The sequence below is a fragment of the Lysobacter silvisoli genome (assembly GCF_003382365.1).
GTDB lineage: Bacteria > Pseudomonadota > Gammaproteobacteria > Xanthomonadales > Xanthomonadaceae > Lysobacter > Lysobacter silvisoli.
This window is the reverse complement of record NZ_QTSU01000001.1, coordinates 762,981-786,046: the sequence shown is the minus strand read 5'-3', so window position 1 is coordinate 786,046 and position 23,066 is coordinate 762,981. Positions and strand designations below refer to the sequence as shown.

Annotated in this window: 23 protein-coding genes; 14 read left to right on the top strand and 9 right to left on the bottom strand. The window is 71.0% G+C overall.

Annotated elements, in window-relative coordinates:
- Nucleotides 1–86 precede the first annotated feature (86 nt).
- Both DX914_RS03665 and DX914_RS03660 read right to left on the bottom strand, forming a co-directional pair.
- A complete protein-coding gene (locus tag DX914_RS03665) occupies nt 87–1,646 on the bottom strand; it encodes a protein adenylyltransferase SelO (RefSeq protein WP_115857696.1) in 1,560 nt (519 codons plus the stop codon).
- Nucleotides 1,647–1,649: 3 nt separating this feature from the next.
- A complete protein-coding gene (locus DX914_RS03660; RefSeq protein WP_115857695.1) occupies nt 1,650–2,327 on the bottom strand; it encodes a glutathione S-transferase in 678 nt (225 codons plus the stop codon).
- Nucleotides 2,328–2,387: 60 nt separating this feature from the next.
- On the opposite strand from DX914_RS03660, the gene DX914_RS03655 reads away from it, so the two are divergent.
- From DX914_RS03655 to DX914_RS03640, 4 genes are all read left to right on the top strand, one after another.
- Nucleotides 2,388–2,858, top strand: a complete 471-nt coding sequence (locus DX914_RS03655) for a YaiI/YqxD family protein (RefSeq protein ID WP_115857694.1) — start codon at nt 2,388–2,390, stop codon at nt 2,856–2,858.
- Nucleotides 2,859–2,940: 82 nt separating this feature from the next.
- The gene (locus tag DX914_RS03650; protein ID WP_115857693.1) at nt 2,941–4,272 is read left to right on the top strand and encodes a metal-dependent hydrolase family protein; all 1,332 of its coding nucleotides are present in this window, start codon (nt 2,941–2,943) and stop codon (nt 4,270–4,272) included.
- Between the two features lie 213 nt (nt 4,273–4,485).
- Complete coding sequence (locus DX914_RS03645) at nt 4,486–6,531, top strand: DEAD/DEAH box helicase (RefSeq protein WP_115857692.1); 2,046 nt, start codon at nt 4,486–4,488, stop codon at nt 6,529–6,531.
- Between the two features lie 245 nt (nt 6,532–6,776).
- Nucleotides 6,777–7,532, top strand: coding sequence for a type 1 glutamine amidotransferase (locus tag DX914_RS03640; RefSeq protein ID WP_115857691.1), 756 nt, complete (start codon nt 6,777–6,779; stop codon nt 7,530–7,532).
- A gap of 54 nt (nt 7,533–7,586) precedes the next feature.
- Here the strand turns inward: DX914_RS03640 and DX914_RS03635 are convergent, their stop codons facing one another.
- Entirely contained in the window at nt 7,587–8,477 is an 891-nt protein-coding gene (locus tag DX914_RS03635) for a pseudouridine synthase (protein WP_115857690.1), read from the bottom strand.
- 99 nt (nt 8,478–8,576) lie between these two features.
- On the opposite strand from DX914_RS03635, the gene DX914_RS03630 reads away from it, so the two are divergent.
- Both DX914_RS03630 and DX914_RS03625 read left to right on the top strand, forming a co-directional pair.
- Entirely contained in the window at nt 8,577–9,128 is a 552-nt protein-coding gene (locus DX914_RS03630; protein ID WP_115857689.1) for a YaeQ family protein, read from the top strand.
- 4 nt (nt 9,129–9,132) lie between these two features.
- Nucleotides 9,133–10,320 (top strand): BaiN/RdsA family NAD(P)/FAD-dependent oxidoreductase, encoded by a 1,188-nt coding sequence (locus tag DX914_RS03625; protein WP_115857688.1) that lies wholly within the window; start codon nt 9,133–9,135, stop codon nt 10,318–10,320.
- Nucleotides 10,321–10,899: 579 nt separating this feature from the next.
- On the opposite strand, the gene DX914_RS03620 is transcribed toward DX914_RS03625, so the two are convergent.
- Nucleotides 10,900–11,304 carry a hypothetical protein gene (locus DX914_RS03620; protein WP_115857687.1) on the bottom strand — a complete coding sequence of 135 codons (405 nt, stop codon included), beginning with the start codon at nt 11,302–11,304 and terminating at the stop codon, nt 10,900–10,902.
- A 118-nt stretch (nt 11,305–11,422) separates the two neighbouring features.
- Here DX914_RS03620 and DX914_RS03615 point away from each other — a divergent pair, with 118 nt between their 5' ends.
- The 6 genes from DX914_RS03615 (at nt 11,423) to DX914_RS03590 (ending at nt 15,580) form a co-directional block, all read left to right on the top strand.
- Complete coding sequence (locus tag DX914_RS03615) at nt 11,423–12,232, top strand: helix-turn-helix domain-containing protein (RefSeq protein ID WP_115857686.1); 810 nt, start codon at nt 11,423–11,425, stop codon at nt 12,230–12,232.
- Between the two features lie 80 nt (nt 12,233–12,312).
- Complete coding sequence (locus DX914_RS03610; RefSeq protein ID WP_115857685.1) at nt 12,313–12,678, top strand: ArsR/SmtB family transcription factor; 366 nt, start codon at nt 12,313–12,315, stop codon at nt 12,676–12,678.
- Nucleotides 12,675–13,118: an SRPBCC family protein gene (locus DX914_RS03605; RefSeq protein WP_115857684.1), complete on the top strand. Its 444-nt coding sequence runs from the start codon at nt 12,675–12,677 to the stop codon at nt 13,116–13,118. Before DX914_RS03610 ends, DX914_RS03605 begins: the two co-directional genes overlap by 4 nt.
- 19 nt (nt 13,119–13,137) lie before the next feature.
- Nucleotides 13,138–13,662 carry an SRPBCC family protein gene (locus DX914_RS03600; RefSeq protein WP_115859116.1) on the top strand — a complete coding sequence of 175 codons (525 nt, stop codon included), beginning with the start codon at nt 13,138–13,140 and terminating at the stop codon, nt 13,660–13,662.
- 26 nt (nt 13,663–13,688) lie between these two features.
- Nucleotides 13,689–14,480 (top strand): SDR family NAD(P)-dependent oxidoreductase, encoded by a 792-nt coding sequence (locus DX914_RS03595; RefSeq protein ID WP_115857683.1) that lies wholly within the window; start codon nt 13,689–13,691, stop codon nt 14,478–14,480.
- Nucleotides 14,481–15,136: 656 nt separating this feature from the next.
- Nucleotides 15,137–15,580, top strand: a complete 444-nt coding sequence (locus tag DX914_RS03590) for an FKBP-type peptidyl-prolyl cis-trans isomerase (protein ID WP_425480668.1) — start codon at nt 15,137–15,139, stop codon at nt 15,578–15,580.
- A 5-nt stretch (nt 15,581–15,585) separates the two neighbouring features.
- Here DX914_RS03590 and DX914_RS03585 read toward each other — a convergent pair whose 3' ends face one another.
- The 4 genes from DX914_RS03585 to DX914_RS20165 all read right to left on the bottom strand — a co-directional run bounded on the left by DX914_RS03585 (nt 15,586) and on the right by DX914_RS20165 (nt 18,700).
- A complete protein-coding gene (locus DX914_RS03585; protein WP_115857681.1) occupies nt 15,586–16,581 on the bottom strand; it encodes an LLM class flavin-dependent oxidoreductase in 996 nt (331 codons plus the stop codon).
- Nucleotides 16,582–16,794: 213 nt separating this feature from the next.
- Nucleotides 16,795–17,253 carry a hypothetical protein gene (locus tag DX914_RS03580; RefSeq protein WP_115857680.1) on the bottom strand — a complete coding sequence of 153 codons (459 nt, stop codon included), beginning with the start codon at nt 17,251–17,253 and terminating at the stop codon, nt 16,795–16,797.
- A gap of 13 nt (nt 17,254–17,266) precedes the next feature.
- Nucleotides 17,267–18,532, bottom strand: coding sequence for a threonine synthase (locus tag DX914_RS03575; protein WP_115857679.1), 1,266 nt, complete (start codon nt 18,530–18,532; stop codon nt 17,267–17,269).
- Nucleotides 18,533–18,547: 15 nt separating this feature from the next.
- Nucleotides 18,548–18,700: a hypothetical protein gene (locus DX914_RS20165; protein WP_158549184.1), complete on the bottom strand. Its 153-nt coding sequence runs from the start codon at nt 18,698–18,700 to the stop codon at nt 18,548–18,550.
- Between the two features lie 102 nt (nt 18,701–18,802).
- Here DX914_RS20165 and chrA point away from each other — a divergent pair, with 102 nt between their 5' ends.
- Nucleotides 18,803–20,011 carry a chromate efflux transporter gene (gene chrA, locus DX914_RS03570; protein WP_196778813.1) on the top strand — a complete coding sequence of 403 codons (1,209 nt, stop codon included), beginning with the start codon at nt 18,803–18,805 and terminating at the stop codon, nt 20,009–20,011.
- Between the two features lies 1 nt (nt 20,012).
- Here the strand turns inward: chrA and DX914_RS03565 are convergent, their stop codons facing one another.
- Nucleotides 20,013–21,647 carry a serine hydrolase gene (locus tag DX914_RS03565; RefSeq protein WP_115857677.1) on the bottom strand — a complete coding sequence of 545 codons (1,635 nt, stop codon included), beginning with the start codon at nt 21,645–21,647 and terminating at the stop codon, nt 20,013–20,015.
- 124 nt (nt 21,648–21,771) lie between these two features.
- Here DX914_RS03565 and DX914_RS03560 point away from each other — a divergent pair, with 124 nt between their 5' ends.
- Nucleotides 21,772–23,019, top strand: a complete 1,248-nt coding sequence (locus tag DX914_RS03560; protein WP_115857676.1) for a TIGR03862 family flavoprotein — start codon at nt 21,772–21,774, stop codon at nt 23,017–23,019.
- Nucleotides 23,020–23,066: the final 47 nt, after the last annotated feature.

The following is a 23,066-nucleotide window of genomic DNA, read 5'->3' as shown; positions in this document are numbered from 1 at the left end:
AGGAGCGGCGTGAGCCGCGAGCGTGTCGTGGTCGGAGCGGCGCGATCGCGGCTCACGCCGCTCCTACCCCAAAGCGGTTCGTCCAGTCAGGAACTGCAGGACAGCATCGAACAGCCGGCCTTGTCGCGCGCCCAATCCGGGCGGCGGCGGGCATAGGCCTCGCGGCCGGGCTGGTCGTCGTAGGGACGGCGCATCACCTCTTGCAGTTCGTGCACCCCGCCCAGGTCGCCGGCCTCGGCGCGGTCGATCGCCTCTTGCGCCAGGTAGTTGCGCAGCACGTAGCGCGGGTTGGCCGCGCGCATGCGCTCGTGCCGCTGCGCGGCCGGCAGCGGGTCCTGGCCCAGGCGCGCGGCGTAACGAGCGAGCCAGGCCAGCAGCCCCGCCTCGGCACCGGCGCGGCGGGCTGGGTCGTAGAAGGCGTGCTCGAACGGCGCCAACGTCGGTTGCGCGGGATCGATGCCGTCCAGCGCGCGGAACCACAGGGTCATGTCGACCTCGCCCGCCTGCAGCAGCGCGCGCAGCTCGTCCATCAGCGCCAGGTCTTCATCGCGGCACTCGGCCAGGCCCAGCTTGCGCGCGGCGCTGTCGCGCTCGGCCGCGGTCCAGGCCTCGACGTAGCGGCGCAGGCCGTCCTGCAAGGGCGCCACGTCGGCGAACAGCGGCGACAGCGCACCGGCCAGGCGCGACAGATTCCAGTACGCCACCTGCGGCTGGGTGCCGTAGCGGTAGCGGCGGCCGCCGGCGTCGGTGGTGTTGGGCGTCCAGTCCGGGTCGTAGTCGTCGATCCAGCCATAGGGGCCGTAGTCGATGGTCAGGCCCAGCACGGACAGGTTGTCGGTGTTCATCACGCCGTGCACGAAGCCCACCCGCATCCAATGCGCCATCAGCACCGCGGTGCGCTCGCAGATCTCTGCGAACCAGGCCGCGTGCAGGGCCTCACCCTCGCCGGTGAGGTGCGGAAAGTCGCGGCGGATGCAGAAGTCGGTCAGCCGGCGCAGCAGGTCGGTATCGCCGCGCGAAGCCGGCAGTTCGAAATGGCCGAAGCGCAGGAACGAGGGCGCGACCCGGCAGACCACGGCGCCGGGCTCGGCCCTGGGGTGGCCGTCGTAGAACATGTCGCGCACCACCGCTTCGCCGGTGCCGACCAGGCTCAGTGCGCGCGTGGTCGGCACGCCCAGGTGGTGCATGGCCTCGCTGCACAGGAACTCGCGGATCGAGGAGCGCAGCACCGCGCGGCCGTCGGCGCTGCGCGAGTACGGCGTGGGCCCGGCGCCCTTGAGCTGCAGCTCCCAGCGCGCGCCGCCGGCGACGACCGCTTCGCCCAGCGAAATCGCGCGGCCGTCGCCGAGCTGCCCGGCCCAGTGACCGAACTGGTGGCCGCCGTAGTTGCCGGCATACGGCTCCATACCCGGCAGCAGCGCATTGCCGCCGAACACCTGGGCGAACAACGGCGTGTGCACGTCGGCTTCGGCAATGCCCAAGGCCGCGGCCATCTCGGCCGAATGCGCGAGCAGCACGGGCGCGGCGACCGGCGTGGGCGCCACCTTCGAATACAGCGCACCGTGGACCTGGCGCACGCCCGGCCCCGGCTCCGGATCGCCGGGCAGTTCGCGCACGTAGGCGTTGTCGAAGGCGAAGGAAAGCATGGCTCAGCCGGCCACCGCGAACGGGCCGCCGCGCTGCAGCGCGCGCTGGTACGCCGGCCGCGCGTGGATGCGTTCCAGGAACGCGCGCATGTGCGGGCGCTCGCCGCCGGCGCGCGCGACCGCCGCCTCCACCGGGAAGCTCATCTGGATGTCGGCGACGGTGAAGCGCTCGCCGGCGAACCAGGCATGCCGGCCCAGTTCGGCTTCGATGTAGTCCAGGTGCAGCTTGAGCTGCGGGCCGACGAAGGCGGCCATGGCCTTGTCGGCGATGCCGCGGGCCACGGGCTTGGCGAAGAACGGCATCGGCGCCTTGCGCAGGCGCGCGAACACCAGGCTCAGCAGCAGCGGCGGCATCGCCGAGCCTTCGGCGTAGTGCAGCCAGTAGCGGCAGCGCAGGCGCTCGGGCCCGTCCACCGGTTGCGGCGGCGGCGACAGCGCGTGCGCGCCGTCGTAGCGCTCGGCCAGGTATTCCAGGATCGCCGCGGACTCGGCCAGCATCAGGCCGCCGTCTTCCAGCACCGGCGACTTGCCCAGCGGGTGGACCTGGCGCAGCTCCGGCGGCGCCAGCAGCGTGCGCGGGTCGCGCTGGTAGGCGACGATCTCGTACGGCAGCTGCAGCTCCTCCAGCAGCCACAGCACGCGCTGCGAGCGGGAATTGTTGAGGTGGTGGACGCGGATCATGGCGCAGCCGGCGATGGGGAGCGCCCATGGTAGCGGGCGCATCGCCTAGACTGCGCGACGATGGAATCCGCCCTCTCCCCCGAACCGCAGATCTGGGTCGACGCCGACGCCTGCCCCGGCGTGATCCGCGAGATCCTGTTCCGCGCCGCCGAACGCGCGCGCATCCAGGTGACCCTGGTGGCCAACCAATGGCTGCGCACGCCCGGTTCGCGCTACGTGCGCGCGATCCAGGTCCCCTCGGGGCTGGACGTGGCCGACAACGAGATCGTGCAACGCGTGGCCGCCGGCGACCTGGTGGTGACCCAGGACATCCCGCTGGCGGCCCTGGTGCTGGAGCGCGGGGCGATCGCGCTGAACCCGCGCGGAGACCTCTACACCGCCGACAACATCGCCCAGCGCCTGTCCATGCGCAATTTCATGGACGAGCTGCGCGGCGCCGGGGTGCAGACCGGCGGCCCGCCGGTGTTCCACGCCCGCGACCGCCAGGCCTTCGCCAACCAGCTCGACCGCTGGCTGGCGCGGCGGCGCTGACGATCCCCGCCCGCTTCGGCAAACCGTCTCCAGCCACGTCGCCGGGTATGCTGCGGTGGTCCGCCGCCACCGAGTACCGCCGATGACCGCGTTGCGCCGCCGCCTGCTGCCCGCCCTGCTCTGCCTGCTGCCGCTGGCCGCCGCCGCGCAGACCGCCGACTGGACCCTGGTCCACGCCGGCCATCTGCTCGACCGCCCCGGCCATGCGCCGCGCGGCGCCAGCACCCTGCTGCTGCGCGCGGGCAAGGTCGAAGCGGTGCGCGACGGCCACCTGGCCGCGACCGCGTTCGAAGGCGTGCCCGCGAACGCGACGGTGCTCGACCTGCGCGACCGCTACGTGCTGCCCGGCCTGATCGACTGCCACGTACACCTGATCTCGGACAAGGCCGGCCTGGAAGGCCGCATCGCCGGCATCGAGAACAGCGACGCGGCCAACGCCTACGAAGCCGCGGTGAACGCGCGCAAGACCCTGCACGCCGGCTTCACCACGGTGCGCAACCTGGGCGACGACGGCGGCGTGACCCTGGCCCTGCGCGACGCGGTGGCGGCGGGCAAGCTGCCCGGCCCGCGCATCGTCGATGCCGGCAATTCCATCTCCACCACCGCCGGCCACATGGACCCGACCCTGGGCTTCCGCGAGGACCTGCACGAGGCGCTGTCGGCGCACGGCAACACCTGCGACGGCGTGGACGACTGCCGCCGCGCGGTGCGGCGCCAGGTCGCGCGCGGCGTGGACGTGATCAAGATCGCCACCACCGGCGGCGTCAACAGCCGCATCGGCGCCGGCCTGGGCCAGCAGATGTTCGACGACGAGGCCCGCGCCATCGTCGAAACCGCGCACCTGTACGGCAAGAAGGTCGCGGTGCACGCGCACGGCGCCGACGGCATCGCCGTGGCCCTGCGCGCCGGCGCCGACTCGATCGAGCACGGCACCCTGCTCGACGACGCCAGCCTGGCCCTGTTCCGCAAGACCGGCGCCTACTACGTGCCCACCCTGTCCACGGTCAACGGCTACAAGGAGCGCCTGGCGCGCAACCCGGGCGCCTACACCGGCGAGGTCCGGGCCAAGATCGAATGGCGCATCGGCATCACCGGCAAATCGCTGGAGCACGCGGTGCCCGCCGGGGTCAGGATCGCCTTCGGCACCGATGCCGGCGTGAGCCTGCACGGCCGCAACGCCGACGAGTTCGAACTGATGGTGGCCCACGGCATGACCTCGGCGCAGGCGCTGCAGGCGGCCACGGTCAACGCCGCCGACCTGCTGGGCCTGGCCGACCAGGTCGGCAGCCTGGAGCCGGGCAAGCGCGCCGACCTGATCGCGGTCTCGGGCGACCCGCTGCAGGACGTGACCGTGCTCAAGCGGGTCGAGTTCGTGATGAAGGACGGCAAGGTCGAGCACGACACCCGGCGGTAAAGGCCGCAGCGCCCATTGCCTTGGGGTAGGAGCGGCGTGAGCCGCGACGGCGCTGCTGCAAATACCGCGCAAATCCGGGGCGCTCCGTTACAACAGGCTCAAAAACCCCGCAAATATTCAGCTTCGCCCGCCTCCCCGAGCCGGTGCTCCACCCCGGTCCGGTACACTATGCGGTCTTCCGACCGGCCTCCGCCGGCGCTGCCGAGCCGCCCCATGAGCGCCGAGACGCCCTCCGCTTCCGATACCCCGTCCCTGAAATTCACCGACCTGGCCCTGCCCGAGCCGCTGCTGCGGGCCTTGGCCGACGTCGGTTACGAGTCGCCCTCGCCGATCCAGGCCGCCACCATCCCGCCGCTGCTGGAAGGCCGCGACATGCTCGGCCAGGCCCAGACCGGCACCGGCAAGACCGCCGCCTTCGCCCTGCCGATCCTGGCCCGTATCGACGCCGCCCAGGCCGCGCCGCAGGCGCTGGTGCTGGCGCCGACCCGTGAACTGGCGATCCAGGTCGCCGAGGCCTTCCAGAAGTACGCCAGCCACCTGCCCGGCTTCCACGTGCTGCCGATCTACGGCGGCCAGAGCTACTACCCGCAGCTGCAGGCGCTCAAGCGCGGCGTGCAGGTGGTGGTGGGCACCCCGGGCCGGGTCATCGACCACCTCGAACGCGGTTCGCTGGACCTGTCGCAGCTGCGCTGCCTGGTCCTGGACGAAGCCGACGAAATGCTGCGCATGGGCTTCATCGACGACGTCGAGACGGTGCTGAAGAAGACCCCGGAAACGCGCCAGGTGGCGCTGTTCTCGGCCACCATGCCGGCGCCGATCAAGCGCATCGCCCAGACCTACCTGAAAAACCCGGTCGAAGTGGCGATCAAGGCCAAGACCGCCACCGCCGCCAACATCCGCCAGCGCTACTGGGCGGTCAGCGGCGTGCACAAGCTCGACGCGATCACCCGCATCATCGAGGCCGAGCCCTTCGACGCGATGATCGTGTTCGCGCGCACCAAGCTGGGCACCGAGGAACTGGCCGAGAAACTGTCCGCGCGCGGCGTGTCGGCCGCAGCGATCAACGGCGACGTGCAGCAGGCGCAGCGCGAGAAGACCATCCAGCAGCTCAAGGACGGCAAGATCGACGTGCTGGTGGCCACCGACGTGGCCGCGCGCGGCCTGGACGTGGAGCGCATCAGCCACGTGCTGAACTTCGACATCCCCTACGACACCGAAAGCTACGTGCACCGCATCGGCCGCACCGGCCGCGCCGGGCGCAAGGGCGAGGCGATCCTGTTCGTGACCCCGCGCGAGCGCGGCATGCTGCGCGCGATCGAACGCGCCACGCGCCAGCCGATCGAGCCGATGGAGCTGCCCAGCGTCGAGACGGTCAACGAGCAGCGCGTGAACCGTTTCCTGGGCCGCATCGCCGAGGCGCTGGAAGGCGCCGACCTGAGCCTGTTCCGCGACCTGGTGGAACGCTACGAGCGCGAGCGCAACGTGCCGGCGGTGGAAATCGCCGCGGCCCTGGCGCGTCTGGTCCAAGGCGACAACCCGCTGCTGCTGACCGCGCCGGCCGAGCGCCCGCGCGAGGCCGGCTTTCATGAGGCTCGTGGCCGCGAGCGCGACAACTACCGCGAGCGCAACGAGCGCCGCCCCGACAGCGGCCGCCGCGACAACGCCGCCAATGCCGGCTCGCACCGCCGCGCCGAGTACGAGCGCCCGGCCCGCGACAGCGCGCCCGCCGAACGCAGCCCGCCGCCGCCGCGGCACGAGCAGCGCCAGTACACCCCGCCCTCGGCCGAACGTTCGCTCAACGCCGCCGAATCCATGTTCGAGGACGACGCGGCGCCCGCACCGCGCCGCGAGCGCAGCGAACGCGCTCCCGAGCGCGCGCCGCGCGAGCACGAATTCGGCATGGAGACCTTCCGCATCGAGGTCGGCCACGCCCACGGCGTGCAGCCAGGCAACATCGTCGGCGCGATCGCCAACGAGGCCGACCTGGAAAGCCGCTACATCGGCCGTATCGATATCCGCGACGAGTACAGCCTGATCGACCTGCCCGAAGGCATGCCGCGCGAACTGATGGAACACCTGAAGAAGGTGCGCGTGGCCGGCCAGGCCCTGCGCATCCAGCGCGCCGGCCCCGGCGACGCCGAAGGCGGCCGCGGCCGCCGTCCGTCCGGTCCGCCGCGCGGCCCCGGCGGCCCGCGCCCGGGCGGCAAGCCGCACGGCGCCGGCCCGCGCAAGCCGTTCAAGCCGCGCGATCCGCGCTGAGCCGTCGTTTCCCTTCTCCCGCTGGCGGGAGAAGGTGCCCGAAGGGCGGATGAGGGCGCACGACATGTGGTCTACGGCGCAAGTTTGCGACCCCGCGCGCCCTCACCCCAACCCCTCTCCCGCACGCGGGAGAGGGGCTGTTTCCGCTGCAGTCGAACTGCTAACCAGAAGTCATAAGCCGGGCACGCCCACAGCGCACCCGCCTTTGGCATAGTCGCCAGCGTAAGCCGCGCCACCGCCCGCCCATGCCCCGCATCCTGGTTTTCCAACACGTCGCCGCCGAGCCGCTGGGCACGCTGGACCCGCTGATCCGCCGTCGCGGCCACCGCGTCCGCTTCAGCAATTTCGAGCGCGATCCCGACGCCCAGCCCAACGTCGACCGTTACCGCGGCCTGATCGTGCTGGGCGGGCCGATGAACGTGGAAGACCAGGCCCAGCGCCCGCACCTGCGCACCGAGCTGCTGGCGATCGAACGCATGCTGGAACAGGGCAAGCCCGTGCTCGGCATCTGCCTGGGCGCGCAGCTGCTCGCCCACGTGCTGGGCGCGCCGGTGCGCAAGCATCACCGCCCGGAGATCGGCTGGTACCCGTTGCACGCCACCGAGCACGGCGCGCAGGACCCGGTACTGGCGCCGCTGGCGCACAGCGCGCCGGTGTTCCAATGGCACCGCTACAGTTTCGAGGTGCCGCAGGGCGCGGTCCACCTCGCCCGCACCGACAGCTGCGAACAGCAGGCCTTCCGCTGGGGCGACAACGCCTACGGCTTCCAATTCCATCTGGAAATGGACGTGCCGCTGATCGAGCGCTGGCTGGCCAACCCGGCCTACCAGCGCGAACTGGCCGAACTGGGCCAGGACACCAGCGAAGCGGCGATCCGCGCGCAGACCGCCGAACACATCGCCGCCATGCAGCAGCGCGCCGACGCGGTGTTCAACAACTTCCTGGACCTGGTCGGGCGCCCGCAGCGCCGCTACACCCTGCCCTCGCGCGAGTGGGTGTGAGCGATCGCGTGGCGGCGGCCTGCGCTGTCGGCGGCCGTCGCGCTTGCAGCCTGATCACAACGACAAGCCGCTCTCGAATTGCCGTTCCTCGCCGCTGAGCGGGTCGGCGAACGACAGCGAGCGTGCCAGCAGTTTCAGCGGCCGCGCGTAGTCGTCGGGCGCCTGCGGTTCCGCGAGCGGGTAATAAGGATCGTTGAGGATGGGCGCCCCCAGCGCGGCCATATGCACGCGCAGTTGGTGCTTGCGGCCGCTGACCGGCGCCAGCGCATAGCGCCAGGCTGGCTCGCCACGCTCGATGACGTCGATCGCGGTCTCGCTGTTCGGCTCGCCCTCGACCTCGCGCATGCGGAAGAACGGTTCGCCGCGTGCCAGCCGGCTGCGCCTGAGCAGCGGAAACCGCAACTCCGGCAGCGGAGCGGCCAGGGCTTCATAGCGCTTGACGATGCGGCGCTCGCGGAACAGCGCCTGATACGCGGCGCGCGTGGCCGGCTCGCGCGAGAACAGCACCAGCCCGGCGGTGCCGCGATCGAGCCGGTGCAAGGGGGCCAGGTCGGTCTCGCCGTAGCGCCGTCGCAGCCTGGCCAGCAGGGTTTCGGCCACGAAACCGCCCGACGGCGTGACCGGCAGGAAATGCGGCTTGTCCACCACCAGCAGGTGCTCGTCACGCAACAGCACACGCTCCTGGAACGGGATCGCCGCCTCCTGTGCGATCGCGCGGTAGTACAGGATCTCCATGCCGACCCGATACGGCGCATCGGCGCTCAGCGGGCGCCGCTGCGCGTCGAGCACGCGCCCGTGCGCGAAGCGGTCCAGCCAGCGTTCGCGCGAGATCGCGGGGAAACGCGCGCACAGGCCATCGAGCAGGCTGACCCATGGCCCGGGTGGCAGCTGCAGGCGGCTGGCGGCGATGCCATCGTCGTCGGCGTGGGAATCGTGCGCGCTCATGCCGCCATCTTGGCCCAAACCCCGGCCCGTCCGCGCATCCGGCCGGACGCGCCGGCCGCAAGGGCCTAGAATGCGCGCTGCTTTCCACGGGGTTCGCCCATGGCGCCCAACGCCACCATCGTCAAAGTCGACCTGCAGATCAGCGACATGGACCGGCATTACTACGCCGGCCACGCCCTGACCCTGGCCCAGCACCCGTCCGAAACCGCGCAGCGGCTGATGGTGCGGCTGCTGGCCTTCGCCCTGTACGCGCACGAGCGCCTGGAGTTCGGCCCCGGCCTGAGCAGCGAGGGCGAACCGGACCTGAGCCAGCGCGACTACAGCGGCGACATCGAACTGTGGATCGACGTGGGCCAGCCCGACGAGTCGCGCGTGCGCAAGGCCTGCGGCCGCGCGCGCCGCGTGGTGATCCTCAACTACGGCGGCCGCGCCGCCGACATCTGGTGGGACAAGAACAGCGCGGTGCTGTCGCGCCTGAAGAACCTGAGCGTGCTCGACTTCGATGCGGCCACCGTCGACGCCATGGCCGACCTGGTCGAACGCAGCTTCCGCCTGGACTGCCAGATCCAGGACGGCGAAGTCGCGCTGACCAGCGACCAGGCCAGCCTGAACTTCAGCCCCGGCGTGCGCCTGGCCGCGCAGGCCGCCTAAGGCGATGGCCGAGGCCTACGACGTCATCGTGATCGGCGGCGGCGCCGCCGGCCTGATGTGCGCGCTCACCGCCGGCCAACGCGGCCGCCGCGTGCTGGTGGTGGAACACGCCAACCGCGTGGGCAAGAAGATCCTGATGTCCGGCGGCGGCCGCTGCAATTTCACCAACACCGGCACCACGCCCGCCAACTTCCTCTCGGCCAATCCGCACTATTGCAAGTCGGCGCTGGCGCGCTACACCCCGGCCGACTTCATCGAGCTGGTCGAACGCCACCGCATCGCCTACCACGAGAAGGAACTGGGCCAGCTGTTCTGCGACGTCTCGTCCAAGCTGATCGTGAAGATGCTGCTGGACGAATGCGCCGACGCCGGCGTGCGCGTCGAGACCTCCTGCAGCGTCGAACGCGTGCTGCACGGCGAGGGCGAGGCGCCGTTCCGTCTGCATACCGCGCGCGGCGCCTTCGCCGCGCCGCGCCTGGTGATCGCCACCGGCGCGCTGTCCATCCCCAGCCTGGGCGCGACCGGCTTCGGCTACGAACTGGCGCGCCAGTTCGGCCACAGCGTGCTGCCCACGCGCGCCGGCCTGGTGCCGCTGACCCTCAGCGGCAAACACCAGGAACGCCTGGCCGACCTCAGCGGCGTCGCCCTGCCGGTGACCGCACGCTGCAACGGCCGCAGCTTCAGCAACCAGATGCTGATCACCCACCGCGGCGTCAGCGGCCCGGCGATCCTGCAGATCTCCTCTTACTGGCAGCCCGGCGACGACCTGCGCCTGGACCTGCTGCCCGGCCACGAGGCAATCGCTTGGCTGCGCGCGCAACAGCTGGAGCGCCCCGCCGCCGAGCTCAAGACCGTGCTCGCCGACGCCATGCCCAAGCGCTTCGCCCAGCGTCTGTGCGAACTGTGGCTCAGCAACAAGCCGATGAAGCAGTACACCGCGCCCGAGCTCAAGCAGCTCGCGGCCACGCTGCAGGACTGGCCCCTGACCGCCAGCGGCACCGAGGGCTACCGCACCGCCGAAGTCACCCTGGGCGGCGTGGACACCGACGAGCTGTCGTCCAGCACCATGGAATCGCGCCGCGTGCCCGGCCTGCATTTCGTTGGCGAAGTCGTCGACGTGACCGGCTGGCTGGGCGGCTACAACTTCCAATGGGCCTGGGCATCGGGACATGCGGCGGGGATGGCGGTTTAAAGCGGCCCTCACCCCAACCCCTCTCCCGTGAACGGGAGAGGGGCTAAGAGCCAGCAACGTCGTATGCGTCCCCTCTCCCGTTCACGGGAGAGGGTTAGGGTGAGGGGATGAGCGCAAAGCGCGAATGCTCTTGATCCCAAACGCCGTTACCGCCCTCGCGGTCCCAATCGTCAGACCCGAAGAGCCTGCCCCCGCGAAGGCGGGGGGCGGCGCACAGGATGTGCGCGCCGTTTTTCGCGAGGCCAGGGATGGCCTATCGAAAAATCACCGCGCCTACTCCGTTCTCGCGCCGAACGGCGTCGAAATAAGTCTGCCCTTCTCTTTGGTTACTTTCTCTAGGGCGAGCAAGAGAAAGTGACCCGGCCGCTTGCGGGCGGAAGCGGTTGCTGTTGCTTCTAAGAGCAACAGCCAGAGCAAATCCCCCTCAACAAAGGGGGAAGACAAGCAAAGGGGGAAGCAAAAGACGGGGCGTACGGCGCAGCTTCGGATTCGCGGTCGCGGCTTACGCCGCTCCTACCCCAAAGCAGAAGCGCGCCGCCCCCGAGGGAGCGACGCGCCAGACCTCGCGAATAGCCGGCCTCAGCCGCGCCGCTGCCGGCGCAGCCCGAAGAACTGCAGTTCCGCGAACGCCGCCACCGCCACCGCCTGCACGATCACGAAGGCCGTGCCCAGCGCGTTCGGACTCACCCAGCCGCTGAGCAGCAGCACCGCGCTGTCCACCACCCAGGCCGCGTTGATCAGGATCACCGTCCACGCCTGCGCCGGCGTGATGCGCTCGCGCCGCAGCAGCCAGCCCAGGAAGGCCACGTAAGGCACCAGCACCAGCCCGGCGCCGAGCAACAGGTTCTGCGGCAGGTGCAGCCACTGCGACAGCGGCGCCGCGGTCGCGATCAGCAGCGCGGCCATGGCGGCCGTGGCGAAGGCATCGAGCTGCACCGCACGGCGCAGCAGATTGCTGGTAGGGGTGTGGGCGATGGCGTTCATGGCGTTGCTCCTGTCTGCTCTGGTTGTCGATTCGCCGCCATCTCAGCGCAGGCGCCTGCCGCGGTCGATTACCTGCGGGGTAATCCCGGATGCGGGCCGGCTGGGCTAAGGTGGCGCCATGAACGCGACCCGACCCGTAGGCGAACTGATCCGCGACTGGCGCCAGCGCCGGCGCCTGACCCAACTCGATCTGGCCGGCATGGCCGACATCTCCACCCGCCACGTCAGCTTCATCGAGACCGGACGCTCGCTGCCCAGCCGGGCCATGCTGCTGCGCCTGGCCGACCGCCTGGACGTGCCGCTGCGCGAGCGCAACTCGCTGATGACCGCCGCCGGGCTCGCGCCGATCTACGCCGAACGCCGCCTGGACGACCCGGCCATGCGCGAAGCGCACACGGCGATCGGGCTGGTGCTCAACGGCCACGAGCCCTACCCCGCGCTGGCCATCGACCGGCACTGGAACCTGCTCGCCGCCAACCGCGCGGTCGAGCGCCTGATCAGCCAGTTGCCGGCGTCGGTGCTGCAACCGCCGATCAACGTGCTGCGCCTGAGCCTGCACCCCGAAGGCCTGGCGCCGCTGATCGTCAATCAGGCGCAGTGGCGCGCGCACCTGCTGCACCGCCTGCGCCACCAGGCCGACGCCACCGGCGATCCGGTGCTCGACGCGCTGTACCAGGAATTGCAGGCCTACCCCTGCGCCGACGGCGACGCACCCGAACTGCCGGCCGCGCCCGCGGTCGCGGTGCCGCTGCGCCTGCGCAGCAAGGACGGCGGCGAGCACGCCTACATCAGCACCACTACCGTGTTCGGCACGCCGATGGACGTGACCCTGTCGGAACTGGCGATCGAGTCTTTTTTCCCCGCCGATGCCGGGACCGCCGCCGCGCTGCGCGCGCTGGCCGAAGCCGAGGCGGCGGCCGCGAACTGAGCGCGGTCCCGCTTAACCGCCCGGATCAATATTTTACCTAACGGTTGACAATCGCCCGCGACCGGCGGATATTCAACCTTATGGTTGATAAAGACGCCCAACTCGATGCGGTCTTCCACGCCCTGGCCGACCCCACCCGACGCGCGATGCTGCGCAGCCTGTCGCAGGGCCAGGCCAGCGTCGGCGAGCTCGCCGCGCCCTTCGACATGAGCCTGGCCGCGGCCTCCAAGCACATCAAGGTGCTCGAACGCGCCGGCCTGGTGCGGCGCGAGGTGCAAGGCCGCACTCACCTGTGCCGGCTCGACGCAGCGCCCATGCACGGCGGCCTGGAATGGATGCGCCACTACGAGCGCTACTGGAACCAGCGTCTGGATGCCCTGGACGCCCTGCTGCAAGCCGAAGACCGCGCCGCCGCCTCGGCGCGCAAGCCCCGGAGCCGCCGATGAACGACGCCCCTACCCTGATCCGCGTGTCGCACCGCTATACCGCCTCGGCCGAACGCGTGTTCGATGCCTGGCTGGACCCGCAGATGGCCGCGCGCTTCCTCTACGCCACCGACCAGGGCCGCATGCAGCGGGTCGAGATCGACGCGCGCGTGGGCGGCGGCTACGTCATCGTCGAAACGCGCGAGGACGGCGATGCCGCGCACTACGGCCGCTACCTGGAAATCGAGCGCCCGCACCGCCTGGTGTTCACCCTGTCGCTGGACCCTGCGCAGGCCGGCGACCGCATCACCGTGGAGATCCAGCGCGCGGGCGACGGCTGCGAGCTGCAACTCACCCACGAACTCGCGCCGCAGTACGCCCAGTACGCCGACCGCACCGAATCCGGCTGGCGCCACATCCTGGCCACCCTGGCCCAGCGCCTGGCCCAGCCGCTGCACTGACCCCACCTAGGAGATGGCCATGAACGACTACGGCACCCTCGCCGCCACCGACACCGTTCGCATCGAACGCCTCTTGCCCGGGCCGATCGAACGCTTGTGGAGCTACCTGACCGAATCGGAAAAGCGCAGCGCCTGGATGGCGGCCGGCCGCATGGAGCTGCGTCCGGGCGGCAAGGTCGAACACATCTTCCGCCACTCCGAGCTCACCGGCGGCGACGATCCGGTGCCGGAGAAATACCGCAGCTTCGACCCGGAAGTGCGCTCCTCCGGCGAAGTGCTCGAATGCGATCCGCCGCGCCTGCTCAGCTACACCTGGGATGCGAGCTCGCAGGTGCGCTTCGAACTGACCCCGCAAGGCGACCGCGTGCTGCTGGTCGTCACTCACAGCCGCTTGCCGAACCGCGACGAAATGGTCAGCGTGGCCGCGGGCTGGCACAGCCACCTCGACGTGCTGCGCGAACTGCTCGAAGGCCGCACCCCCACCCACTTCTGGTCGCGGCACATGCGCCTGGAAGGCGAATACGAAAGCCGCATTCCGGCCTGACGCCGCCCCTCCCCCAGGAGCCTTCCATGTTGCTCAGCGGCAAGATCGCCATCGTCCACGGCGGCAGCGGCGCCATCGGCGGCGCAGTCGCCCGCGCCTACGCCCGCGAAGGCGCGCAAGTGCACCTGACCGGACGCACGCGCGACAAACTGCATCGCGTTGCCGAGGACATCCGCGCCGCCGGCGGCCGCGCCGAGATCGCGCCGTTGGATGCACTCGACGCGGCCGCGGTGGATGCGCACGCCGACGCGGTCGCGGCGCAGGCCGGCGGCATCGACATCATGCTCAACGCTGTCGGCATCGTGCATGTGCAGGGCCCGTCCTTCGCCGAACTGTCGGTGCAGGACTATCTGCAGCCGATCGCCGACTACAACCGCTGCCACTTCCTCACCGCCCATGCCGCCGCACGCCACATGCGCCGCGGCGGCGTGATCCTGACCCTGTCCACCCCGGGCTCGCGCATGGCCGGCACCGGCTTTCTCGGCTACGGCGTGACCTGCGCATCCGTCGAAGCCTTCACCCGCCTGCTCGCCGCCGAACTCGGCCCCGCCGGCATCCGCACCGTCTGCCTGCGCCCGCACGCCATCCCCGAAGCCGTGCCGGTCTCGCACGCACGCGAGGTCTTCGCCGACAGCGCCCGCCGCGCCGGCATCTCCATCGAGACCATGCTGGAACAGGCGGGCCAACAGGGAACGCTGCTAGGACGCCTGCCGACGCTGGAGCAGGTAGCGGAGTACGCGACCTTCCTGGCTTCGGATCGCGCGGGCGCGACGACGGGCGCGGTGGCTAATTTGAGTTGCGGGGCGGTGGTGGATTGAGCGGTGTTGTGTTGCAGGGCCGATCGCGCCGCAACTTGCTGCATCGCGTGCCCTCACCCCAACCCCTCTCCCGCAAGCGGGAGAGGGGCTAAAGCCAGCGGCATCGAATGTGTCCCCTCTCCCGCTTGCGGGAGAGGGCTAGGGTGAGGGGGGAGCGCAACGCGCGAATGCTCTTGATCGGGCACCGAACTCGCAGCCGCAATCGCAGACCCCGAGGGCGGCGCACAGGGCGTGCGCCGTTTTTCGCTGGCACAGGATGTGCCATCGAAAAATCCCCGCGCCAACTCCGCTCTCGCACGGGAGCTCTGGCGTAGCGTTTTTCTTTGGTTACTTTCTTTTGACGCTTATCAAAAGAAAGTGACCCGGCCGCTTGCGGACGGAAGCTGTTGCTGTTGCTTCAACCAGCAGCCCCACACACCTGCGCGAGTTCGGAGCTGATCGCGGCTTACGCCGCTCCTACCCCAAGGCGCCAGGCTACCGGGGGCTTGGTCGCAGTTGCGGGTTCGCGGTCGCAGCTTGCGCAGCTCCTACAGGGGTGGGCGCAGCGTTCGTCCACCAGAGCCAATAGGCGTGGCGGCTTCGGGTATCCTCGCGCATCGACACCGCTTTCAGGGACGACACCGATGCGCCGCCACCTAGCCCTACCGACCGCCCTGATGCTGGGCCTGCTCGCCCTGAGCGCCTGCAAGCGCCCCCAGGCCGAAGAAGCGCCCGCCTACGGCGGCCGCATCGCCCGCTTCGAATGGGTCGACGAGCGCGTGGGCACCGGCCCGGCTGCGCGCGCCGGCCAGGACGTGAGCGTGCATTACACCGGCTGGCTCTACGACGAAAAGGCCGCCGACAAGCGCGGGCGCAAGTTCGACAGCTCGGTCGACCGCGGCCGCCCGTTCTCGTTCCTGCTGGGCGCCGGCCGCGTGGTTCGCGGCTGGGACGAAGGCGTGGCCGGCATGCAGGTCGGCGGCAAGCGCGTGCTGATGGTGCCGCCGGAATTCGGCTACGGCGCCGAGGGCGCCGGCGGCGGCGTGATCCCGCCGGACGCCTCGATGGTGTTCGAAGTCGAACTGCTGGGCGTGCGCGAGCACGTGCCCGGCTCGCGCTGACGCCGTCAGCCGCAGGCCAGGGCCGCGCGCGCCTGCGCGGCCAACTCGAACGAGCGCAGGCGTGCGGCGTGGTCGTAGATGTTCGCCGTCAGCATCAGCTCGTCCGGACGATGGCGCTCGATGAAGGCGGCGATGCCCGCGCGCACCGTGTCGGGGCCGCCGACCACCGCGCAAGCCAGGGCACGCTCGACGCCGCTGCGCTCCTCCCGCGTCCAGAATGCGTCGATGTCGTCGATCGGCGGCGGAATCAGGCCCGGTCGGCCGCGGCGCAGATTGACGAAGGCCTGCTGCTGAGTGGTGAACAGGCGCCGCGCCTGCGCGTCGTCGTCCGCGGCCACCACGTTCAAGGCCAGCAACGCATACGGCTGCGGCCACGCCGCCGACGGCCGGTACTCGCGCCGGTACACCGTCAGCGCCTGGTCCATCGCGTCGGGCGCGAAATGCGAGGCGAACGCATACGGCAGCCCCAATTGCGCGGCCAGACGCGCGCCGAACAGACTGGAACCCAGCAGCCACACCGGCACCCGCAGTCCCGCGCCGGGCACCGCGCGCACGGCTTGCCCGGGCTGCGCGGGTTCGAAGTAATGCAGCAGCTCGGCCACGTCCTGCGGGAAATGGTCGGCGCTGTCGTAATAGCGACGCAGCGCGCGCGCCGTGGCCTGGTCGGTGCCGGGCGCGCGGCCCAGGCCCAGGTCGATACGGTCCGGATACAGCGCGGCCAGGGTGCCGAACTGCTCGGCCACCTGCAGCGGCGAATGGTTGGGCAGCATGATGCCGCCGGCGCCGACGCGGATCGTGGAAGTCCCACCGGCGATATGCCCGATCAGCACCGCGGTGGCGGCGCTGGCGATGCCCGGCATGTTGTGGTGCTCGGCCAGCCAATAGCGGCGGTAGCCCAGGCGTTCGGCCAGGCGCGCCAGCGACAGGCTGTGGGCGAAGGCCTGGCCGGCATCGCTGCCTTCGGTGACCGGGGCCAGGTCTAGGACGGAGAACGGGATCATGGGCGCTCGCGGCGATGGCTCGTTTACATGCTTGGGGCGCGGCGCAGGGTTTGCCAGTGCGTGCGGCGCACGCTGTGTTTCGGAGGTGGCGTTGCGGGGTGAAGCAAATCCCCCCTGCCCCCTTTTTCAAAGGGGGGAACAGCCGCAGCCGTTTCTCTTTGCCTTTGATCCCCCCTTTGGAAAAGGGGGGTTAGGGGGGATTTGCTCTCCCCCTCACCAAAGATCGAACACCAGCCCCTCGCGCTCGTTATCCCAAATCGTACTAAACACCCACCAGCGTCCATGCTCATGGCACAGCTGGATGCTGTTCGCACCGCGCTTGAGCAGCACCGGCGAATCCGCCGTCGGCCGCGCCTCGTACAGGCTCCACACGTGCGCGACCTGGCCGAACCGCTGCACCCGGCGGTCGATCTCGACCTCGTAGAAATCGTTGGCGGCGAAGAACGGCTCGACGTTGGCGATGTAGCTGTCGGCATCGAACACCATGGCATGGGTGCTGCCGTCGGCCTCGACCACGGTGCGCAGGCTGCGCGCCTGCGGGTGCTGCAGGTAGCGGAAGCGCGCCCAGTCGCGCGGCGCGCCGGCCGGGCCGGAAATGCTGGCGTAGATCGCGCGCACGCAGCGCTCGATGTCCTGGGTGTCCTGCCACCATTCGGCGTTGTCGGTGTCCATGCGCGCTCCGCGATCAGAGTAGGTGCCGCAGGTCCGGCAGGTACTTCTCCGCCGAACCGGTATTGACCACGACCACGCGCTCGCCGCGCGCGATCAGGCCGCGTTCGATCAGCTGCGGCAGCGCCGCCAGGCAGGCCGCGCCTTCCGGGCCGATCCAGCCCGCCGCGCCGCCGCCCACGGGCTCGCGCCACAGGCGCGCGAACTCGGCCGCCGTGGCGCTTTCGTCCACCGCCACCGCGGCGCCGCCGCTGGCGCGCAGGATCTGCAGCACGCGGAAGTGGCCGACGCCGCCGGGCACGTTGAGGCCGTAGGCCAAAGTCTGTCCCGCCGCGAGCGCTTCGGTATCGGCCGCGCCGCTGTCGAAGGCGCGCACCAGCGGCGTGGTGGCCGCGCTCTGCACGCACAGCATGCGCGGCCGGCGCGCGTCGATCAGGCCCAGCGCCTGCAATTCGTCCCAGGCCTTCCACATGCCCAGCACGCCGGTGCCGCCGCCGGTGGGATAGATCACCGCGTCGGGCAGCGACCAGCGCGTGGAACCCGGCGCGGGTTCGGCCAGCTCCAGGCCCAGCGATTTCTTGCCCTCGATGCGCCAGCCCGGCTCCTGGAACGTGGCCACCGAGAAATAGCCCTGCGGCAGGTAGCGCTCCTTCAGCAGCGCGCCGGCCTCGCGGATGGTCGGACCGACCAGTTCCAGCGCCACCCGCTGCGGATGGCGCTGCGCGGCCGCGGCCACGTTGCCCAGGATCGGCATGGGCGTGTCTTCGGGCATGGCGATGGCCACCGACAGATCGCCGGCCAGCGCGTAGCGCAGCAAGGAATCGCCGGCATTGCCCTGGGTCGGCACCGCCAGCTTGCGCAAGCCCAGGCGGCGCGCTTGCGCGGCCACCATGGCCATGCCGCGGTCCTTGAAACTCTGGGTGGGATTGGCGCCGTAGCCCGCATGGGCGCGGCCCTCGTCCTTGAGCTGCAAGGCGATGCCGGCCGCGCGCGCGAGCGGATGCGCGGCGTAATCCAGCAAGGGCGTGCAGCCCTCGCCGAGCGCGACGATGTGGCGCGCGTCGTCGGGATCGGCGATATCCAAGGCCATCAGCGCGCCGAAGCGCCACAGGTCGCGGCGGCGCGGGTCGTACCAGGCCGCGTCGGGACGCTCGGCCGCCAGGCGTTGCAGATCCAGCACCATCTCCACCGGGCGGCCGTCGGCGGGGTCGAGATTCATCGCCGTATCGGCGGAGTACTCGATGCCCGAAGCCAGGCCGCGCAGACACCTCACATAGGACATGCCGAGCGCCTCGGATCAGAACGGTAAGGGCCAGCCCAGCGATGGCGCCACGGCCCAGTACAGAGCGCCCAGCACCACCGCCCACAGCAGCAGCTTGAGCGCGAACTTGACGACCTTGAACGCGAGATAGCCCGCGACGACCACGACCACGATAGCCAACCAACTCATTGCCTGCTCCTGCCGATGCCGGGCCGACCGCCCTGCACCGCCGAGCTTAGCAGCCGTGCGCGCGGGCCCCAGTGTCATAGGCCATGGCGCACAATGCCCGGCATGTCTTCCGCATCGCCCGCACCCGCGACCGGCACCGCGCGCGAAGTGTTCCTGGCCTTCCTGCGCCTGGGCCTGACCTCGTTCGGCGGACCGATCGCGCACCTGGGCTATTTCCGCCGCGAATTCGTGCAGCGCCGGCGCTGGCTGGACGACGAGCGCTATGCGCAGCTGTTGGCGGTCTGCCAGTTCCTGCCCGGCCCGGCCAGCAGCCAGCTGGGCTTTGCGATCGGCCTGCAGCGCGCGGGCGCGCGCGGCGCGCTGGCGGCCTTCGTCGGCTTCACCCTGCCCTCGGCGCTGCTGCTGTTCGCCTATGCCGCACTGCTGCCGCACCTGGGCGCGCGGATCGCCGATGCGCTCACCCATGGCCTGAAACTGGTGGCGGTGGCGGTGGTCGCGCAAGGCGTATGGGCGATGGCGCGCACGCTGGCGCCGGATGCGCCGCGGCGCGTGCTGGCCGTGTTGGCGGCGACGCTGGTGCTGGCCATCGGCTCGGCCTGGGCGCAGTTGGCGGCGATCGCGTTGGGCGCCGTGCTCGGGCCCTGGCTATGCCGACGTCTCACCGCCCCCGACTCCGTCGCGTTCGCGGTGCCGTACGCGACGCGCGTCGCATGGCTGGCATCGGCCGTGTTCGCATTGGGCCTGATCGCTGCGTTGGTCGTACCGCTGACCGCGCCGACGCTGCCGACCTTGGCCGCGGCCTTCTATCGCGCCGGCGCCCTGGTGTTCGGCGGCGGCCACGTGGTGCTGCCCTTGCTGGAACACGCCACCGTCGACACCGGCTGGCTCAGCGCCGATGCGTTCCTGGCCGGCTACGGCGCCGCGCAGGCGGTGCCGGGGCCGATGTTCTCGCTGGCCGCGCTATTGGGCGCGCAGACGCCCACAGGCGCGCCTGCCGCGCTCAACACGGTGGTGGCGTTGCTGGCGATCTTCGCCCCCGGTTTCCTGCTGCTGACCGCGGCGCTGCCGCTGTGGAACCGCATCGCCGGCTCGGCGCGCGCCGCGCGCGCGGTGGCCGGCGTCAATGCCGCCGTGGTCGGCGTGCTGGCGGCGGCGCTGTACGACCCGATCTGGATCGCCGGCATCGCCGGCCTGGGCGACGTGGTGATCGCCGCCGTCGCTTTCGCCCTGCTGACCTGGCTAAGGCGGCCGCCGCTGTGGGCGGTGGTCTGGTGCGTGCTGGCCGCGGTAACGCGCGCGCTGCTGCTCTAGCTCAACCGCCCGCCGCCGGCTTCTCGGGCAACGGCGCCAAGCGCAGGTCGTGGAAGTCGAAGCTGAAATCGGTGTTCGGCGAGACCGGCTCCATGCGCAGCTCGCGCACCGCGCCGTCGGGCGTGAGGGCGAAGCTGACGAAGGCGTCGGCGTTGAGCCAGCGCTCGTCCCAGCGCACGATGAAGGTGTCGTGCTGCCAGTGCCGCAGTTCGCCGTGCAGCGACGGCGTGCGCGAGAAGCGCATGCGCAACTGGCCCTGCCGCTGTTCGACGATGACGTCGCCGTACCAGGGATCGCGATAGGTCGCCGCATACCGGGCCAGCGGCAGCGAGGGCTGGCTGCGCGCGTCGCGCGCGGCCTGGTGCCGCGCCCAGTCGTCGTCGCCCTTGGCCAGCGACTTGTCCAGCGCCGCGCCGTAGGCCGCGGTCCAGTCGCGGCGCGGGCCGTCCAGGTAGGCGTCCAGCGCGCGCATGGTCACGGCCTGGAACGCGCCCGGCAGTTCGGCGCTGGTGAGCACCACGATGCCCAGCTTGTGCTCGGGCACCAGGGTCACGCGCGAGACCATGCCCGGCCAGCCGCCGGTGTGCCAGACCAGCTTGCGGCCGCGGTAATCCGACAGTTGCCAGCCTTCGCCGTAACCGAGGAAGTTGGGCTTGGCCGCGGCCAGATCCGGCACCGAGGGCTCGCCGATGTTCATGGGCGTGACGATCGACCACATCGCCTGCTGGCGCTTGGCCGAAAACAGGCGGCCCGGCTTGCCGTCGGCGCCGGTGTAGGCGCCGCCGTCGAGCTGGGCGCGCATCCACTTGCTCATGTCGTGCACGCTGGCGTACAGGCCGCCGGCGCCGGAGACGTTGGCCCAGGCCATGCGCGGCGCCGGCTGCAGGTCCTTGAAGTCGGCGCGGGCGTAACCGGTGGCGACGTTGTCGCCGGGGCGCAGCGCGTCGCTGTTGTAGCGGGTTTCGTCCATGCCCAGCGGCGCGAGGATGCGCGTGTGCAGGAAGCGCTCGTAGCTCAGGCCGCTGGCCTGCTCGATCACCAGTTGGGCCACGCCGTAGAGAATGTTGTCGTAGGCGTACTGGCCGCGGAAGCTGCCGGTCAGCGGCACGTCGCGCAGGCGCTGGGCGACTTCCTGGTTGCTGTAGGTGGTGGTCGGCCAGTACAGCAGGTCGCCCGCGCCCAGGCCCAGGCCGCTGCGGTGGGCGAGCAGATCGCGCACGCGCAGTTCGCGGGTGACGTAGGGATCGGACATGCGGAACCACGGCAGGTGGTCGATGACCCGGTCGTCCAGGCTGAGCTTGCCGTCGTCGGCCAGCATCGACAGCGAGGCGGCGGTGAAGGCCTTGGTGTTGGAGGCGATGGCGAACAGGGTGTGCGCGTCCACCGGCTCGGGGCGGTCGAGTTGGCGCAGGCCGTAGCCGCGTTCCAGCACCACCTGCCCGTCCTTGACGATGGCCACGGCGATGCCAGGCACCTCGAAGCGCCTGCGCACGCCTTCGACGTAGGCGTCGAAGTCCTGCAGTTGCTCCGGCAGCGGCGCGGCGGGCGCGGCGGGAGCATCGGATGCAGCGGGCTCGGCGGCGGCGCAGGCCAGGCTGGCGCTGAGCAGGGCGGCGGCCAACAGGGGCGATCGCATCGTGGGCGGATTCCGGTGGACGAAAGCGCCCGACGATACCCCAAGCCCGCCGCTGCGGCCCGGCGCGAAGGTCATGCGCGGCCGCTGCGGTCATAATGGCGCGCCCCGTCACCGCACCGCGCCGATGTCCCTTGCCCCTTCCACCCTGCCCGGCCTGGCCGTGATCGGCGGCGGCCCCGCCGGCCTGATGGCCGCGCAGGTCGCGCGCGCGGCCGGCTTGGACGTGGACCTGTTCGAGGCCAAGGGCTCGGTAGGGCGCAAGTTCCTGATCGCCGGCAAGGGCGGGCTCAACCTCACCCATGCCGAACCGCGGCCGGCGTTCGATGCGCGCTACCGCGAGCGCGCGGCGCAGGTCGGGCGCTGGCTGGACGTCTTCGACGCCGATGCGCTGCGGGCCTGGTCCAAGGAACTGGGCGTGGACACCTACGTCGGCAGCTCCGACCGCGTGTTCCCGCTGGACCGCAAGGCGGCGCCGCTGCTGCGCGGCTGGGTGCGCCGCCTGCGCGAGGACGGCGTGCGCTTCCACGTGCAACACCGCTGGCTGGGCTGGGACGCCGACGGCGCGCTGCGCTTGGCCACGCCCGAGGGCGAGCGCCGCGTGCAGGCACCCGCCTGCGTGCTCGCGCTGGGCGGCGGCAGCTGGCCGGAGCTGGGCTCCGATGGCGCCTGGGTGCCAGCGCTGCAAGCCGCCGGCATCGATCTGGCGCCGCTGCAGCCGTCCAACTGCGGCTTCGACCTGGCCTGGAGCGACCACTTCGCCCAGCGCCACGCCGGCGCGCCGCTGAAGCCGGTGATCGCGCATTGGCGCGACGAACACGGGCAGCAACGATCGCTGCAGGGCGAATGCGTGGCCACCGCGCACGGCATCGAAGGCAGCCTGGTGTACGCGCTGTCGGCACCGCTGCGCGAGGCCATCGCCCGCGACGGCAGCGCGCGCCTGGAACTGGACCTGGCGCCCGGCCGCGACTTGCAACGTTTGCAGCAGGACCTGGCCAAGCCCCGCGCCGGCCGCAGCTTCAGCGAGCATTTGCGGCGCCAGACCGGTTTGAGCGGAGTCAAGGCGGCCTTATTGCACGAGGTGTTGGACGCCTCGGCCAGACAGGATCCGGAGCGCGTGGCCGCGGCGATCAAACGCCTGCCCTTGACCCTGCTACGCGCGCGTCCCATCGCCGAAGCCATCAGCAGCGCCGGCGGCGTGCGGCTGGAAGCGCTGGATGAGGATTTGCAACTGCGTGAGCGCCCCGGCACCTATTGCGCCGGCGAGATGCTGGACTGGGAAGCGCCTACGGGCGGGTATTTGCTCACTGCGTGCTTCGCTAGCGGGCTGATTGCGGGGCGTGGCGCGGCGGCGGCGCTGAAAGGCGCAGGTTGAGGCGAATGGATCCGCGCTAGTCGTTGCAACGCGCGCATTTGCAGTTG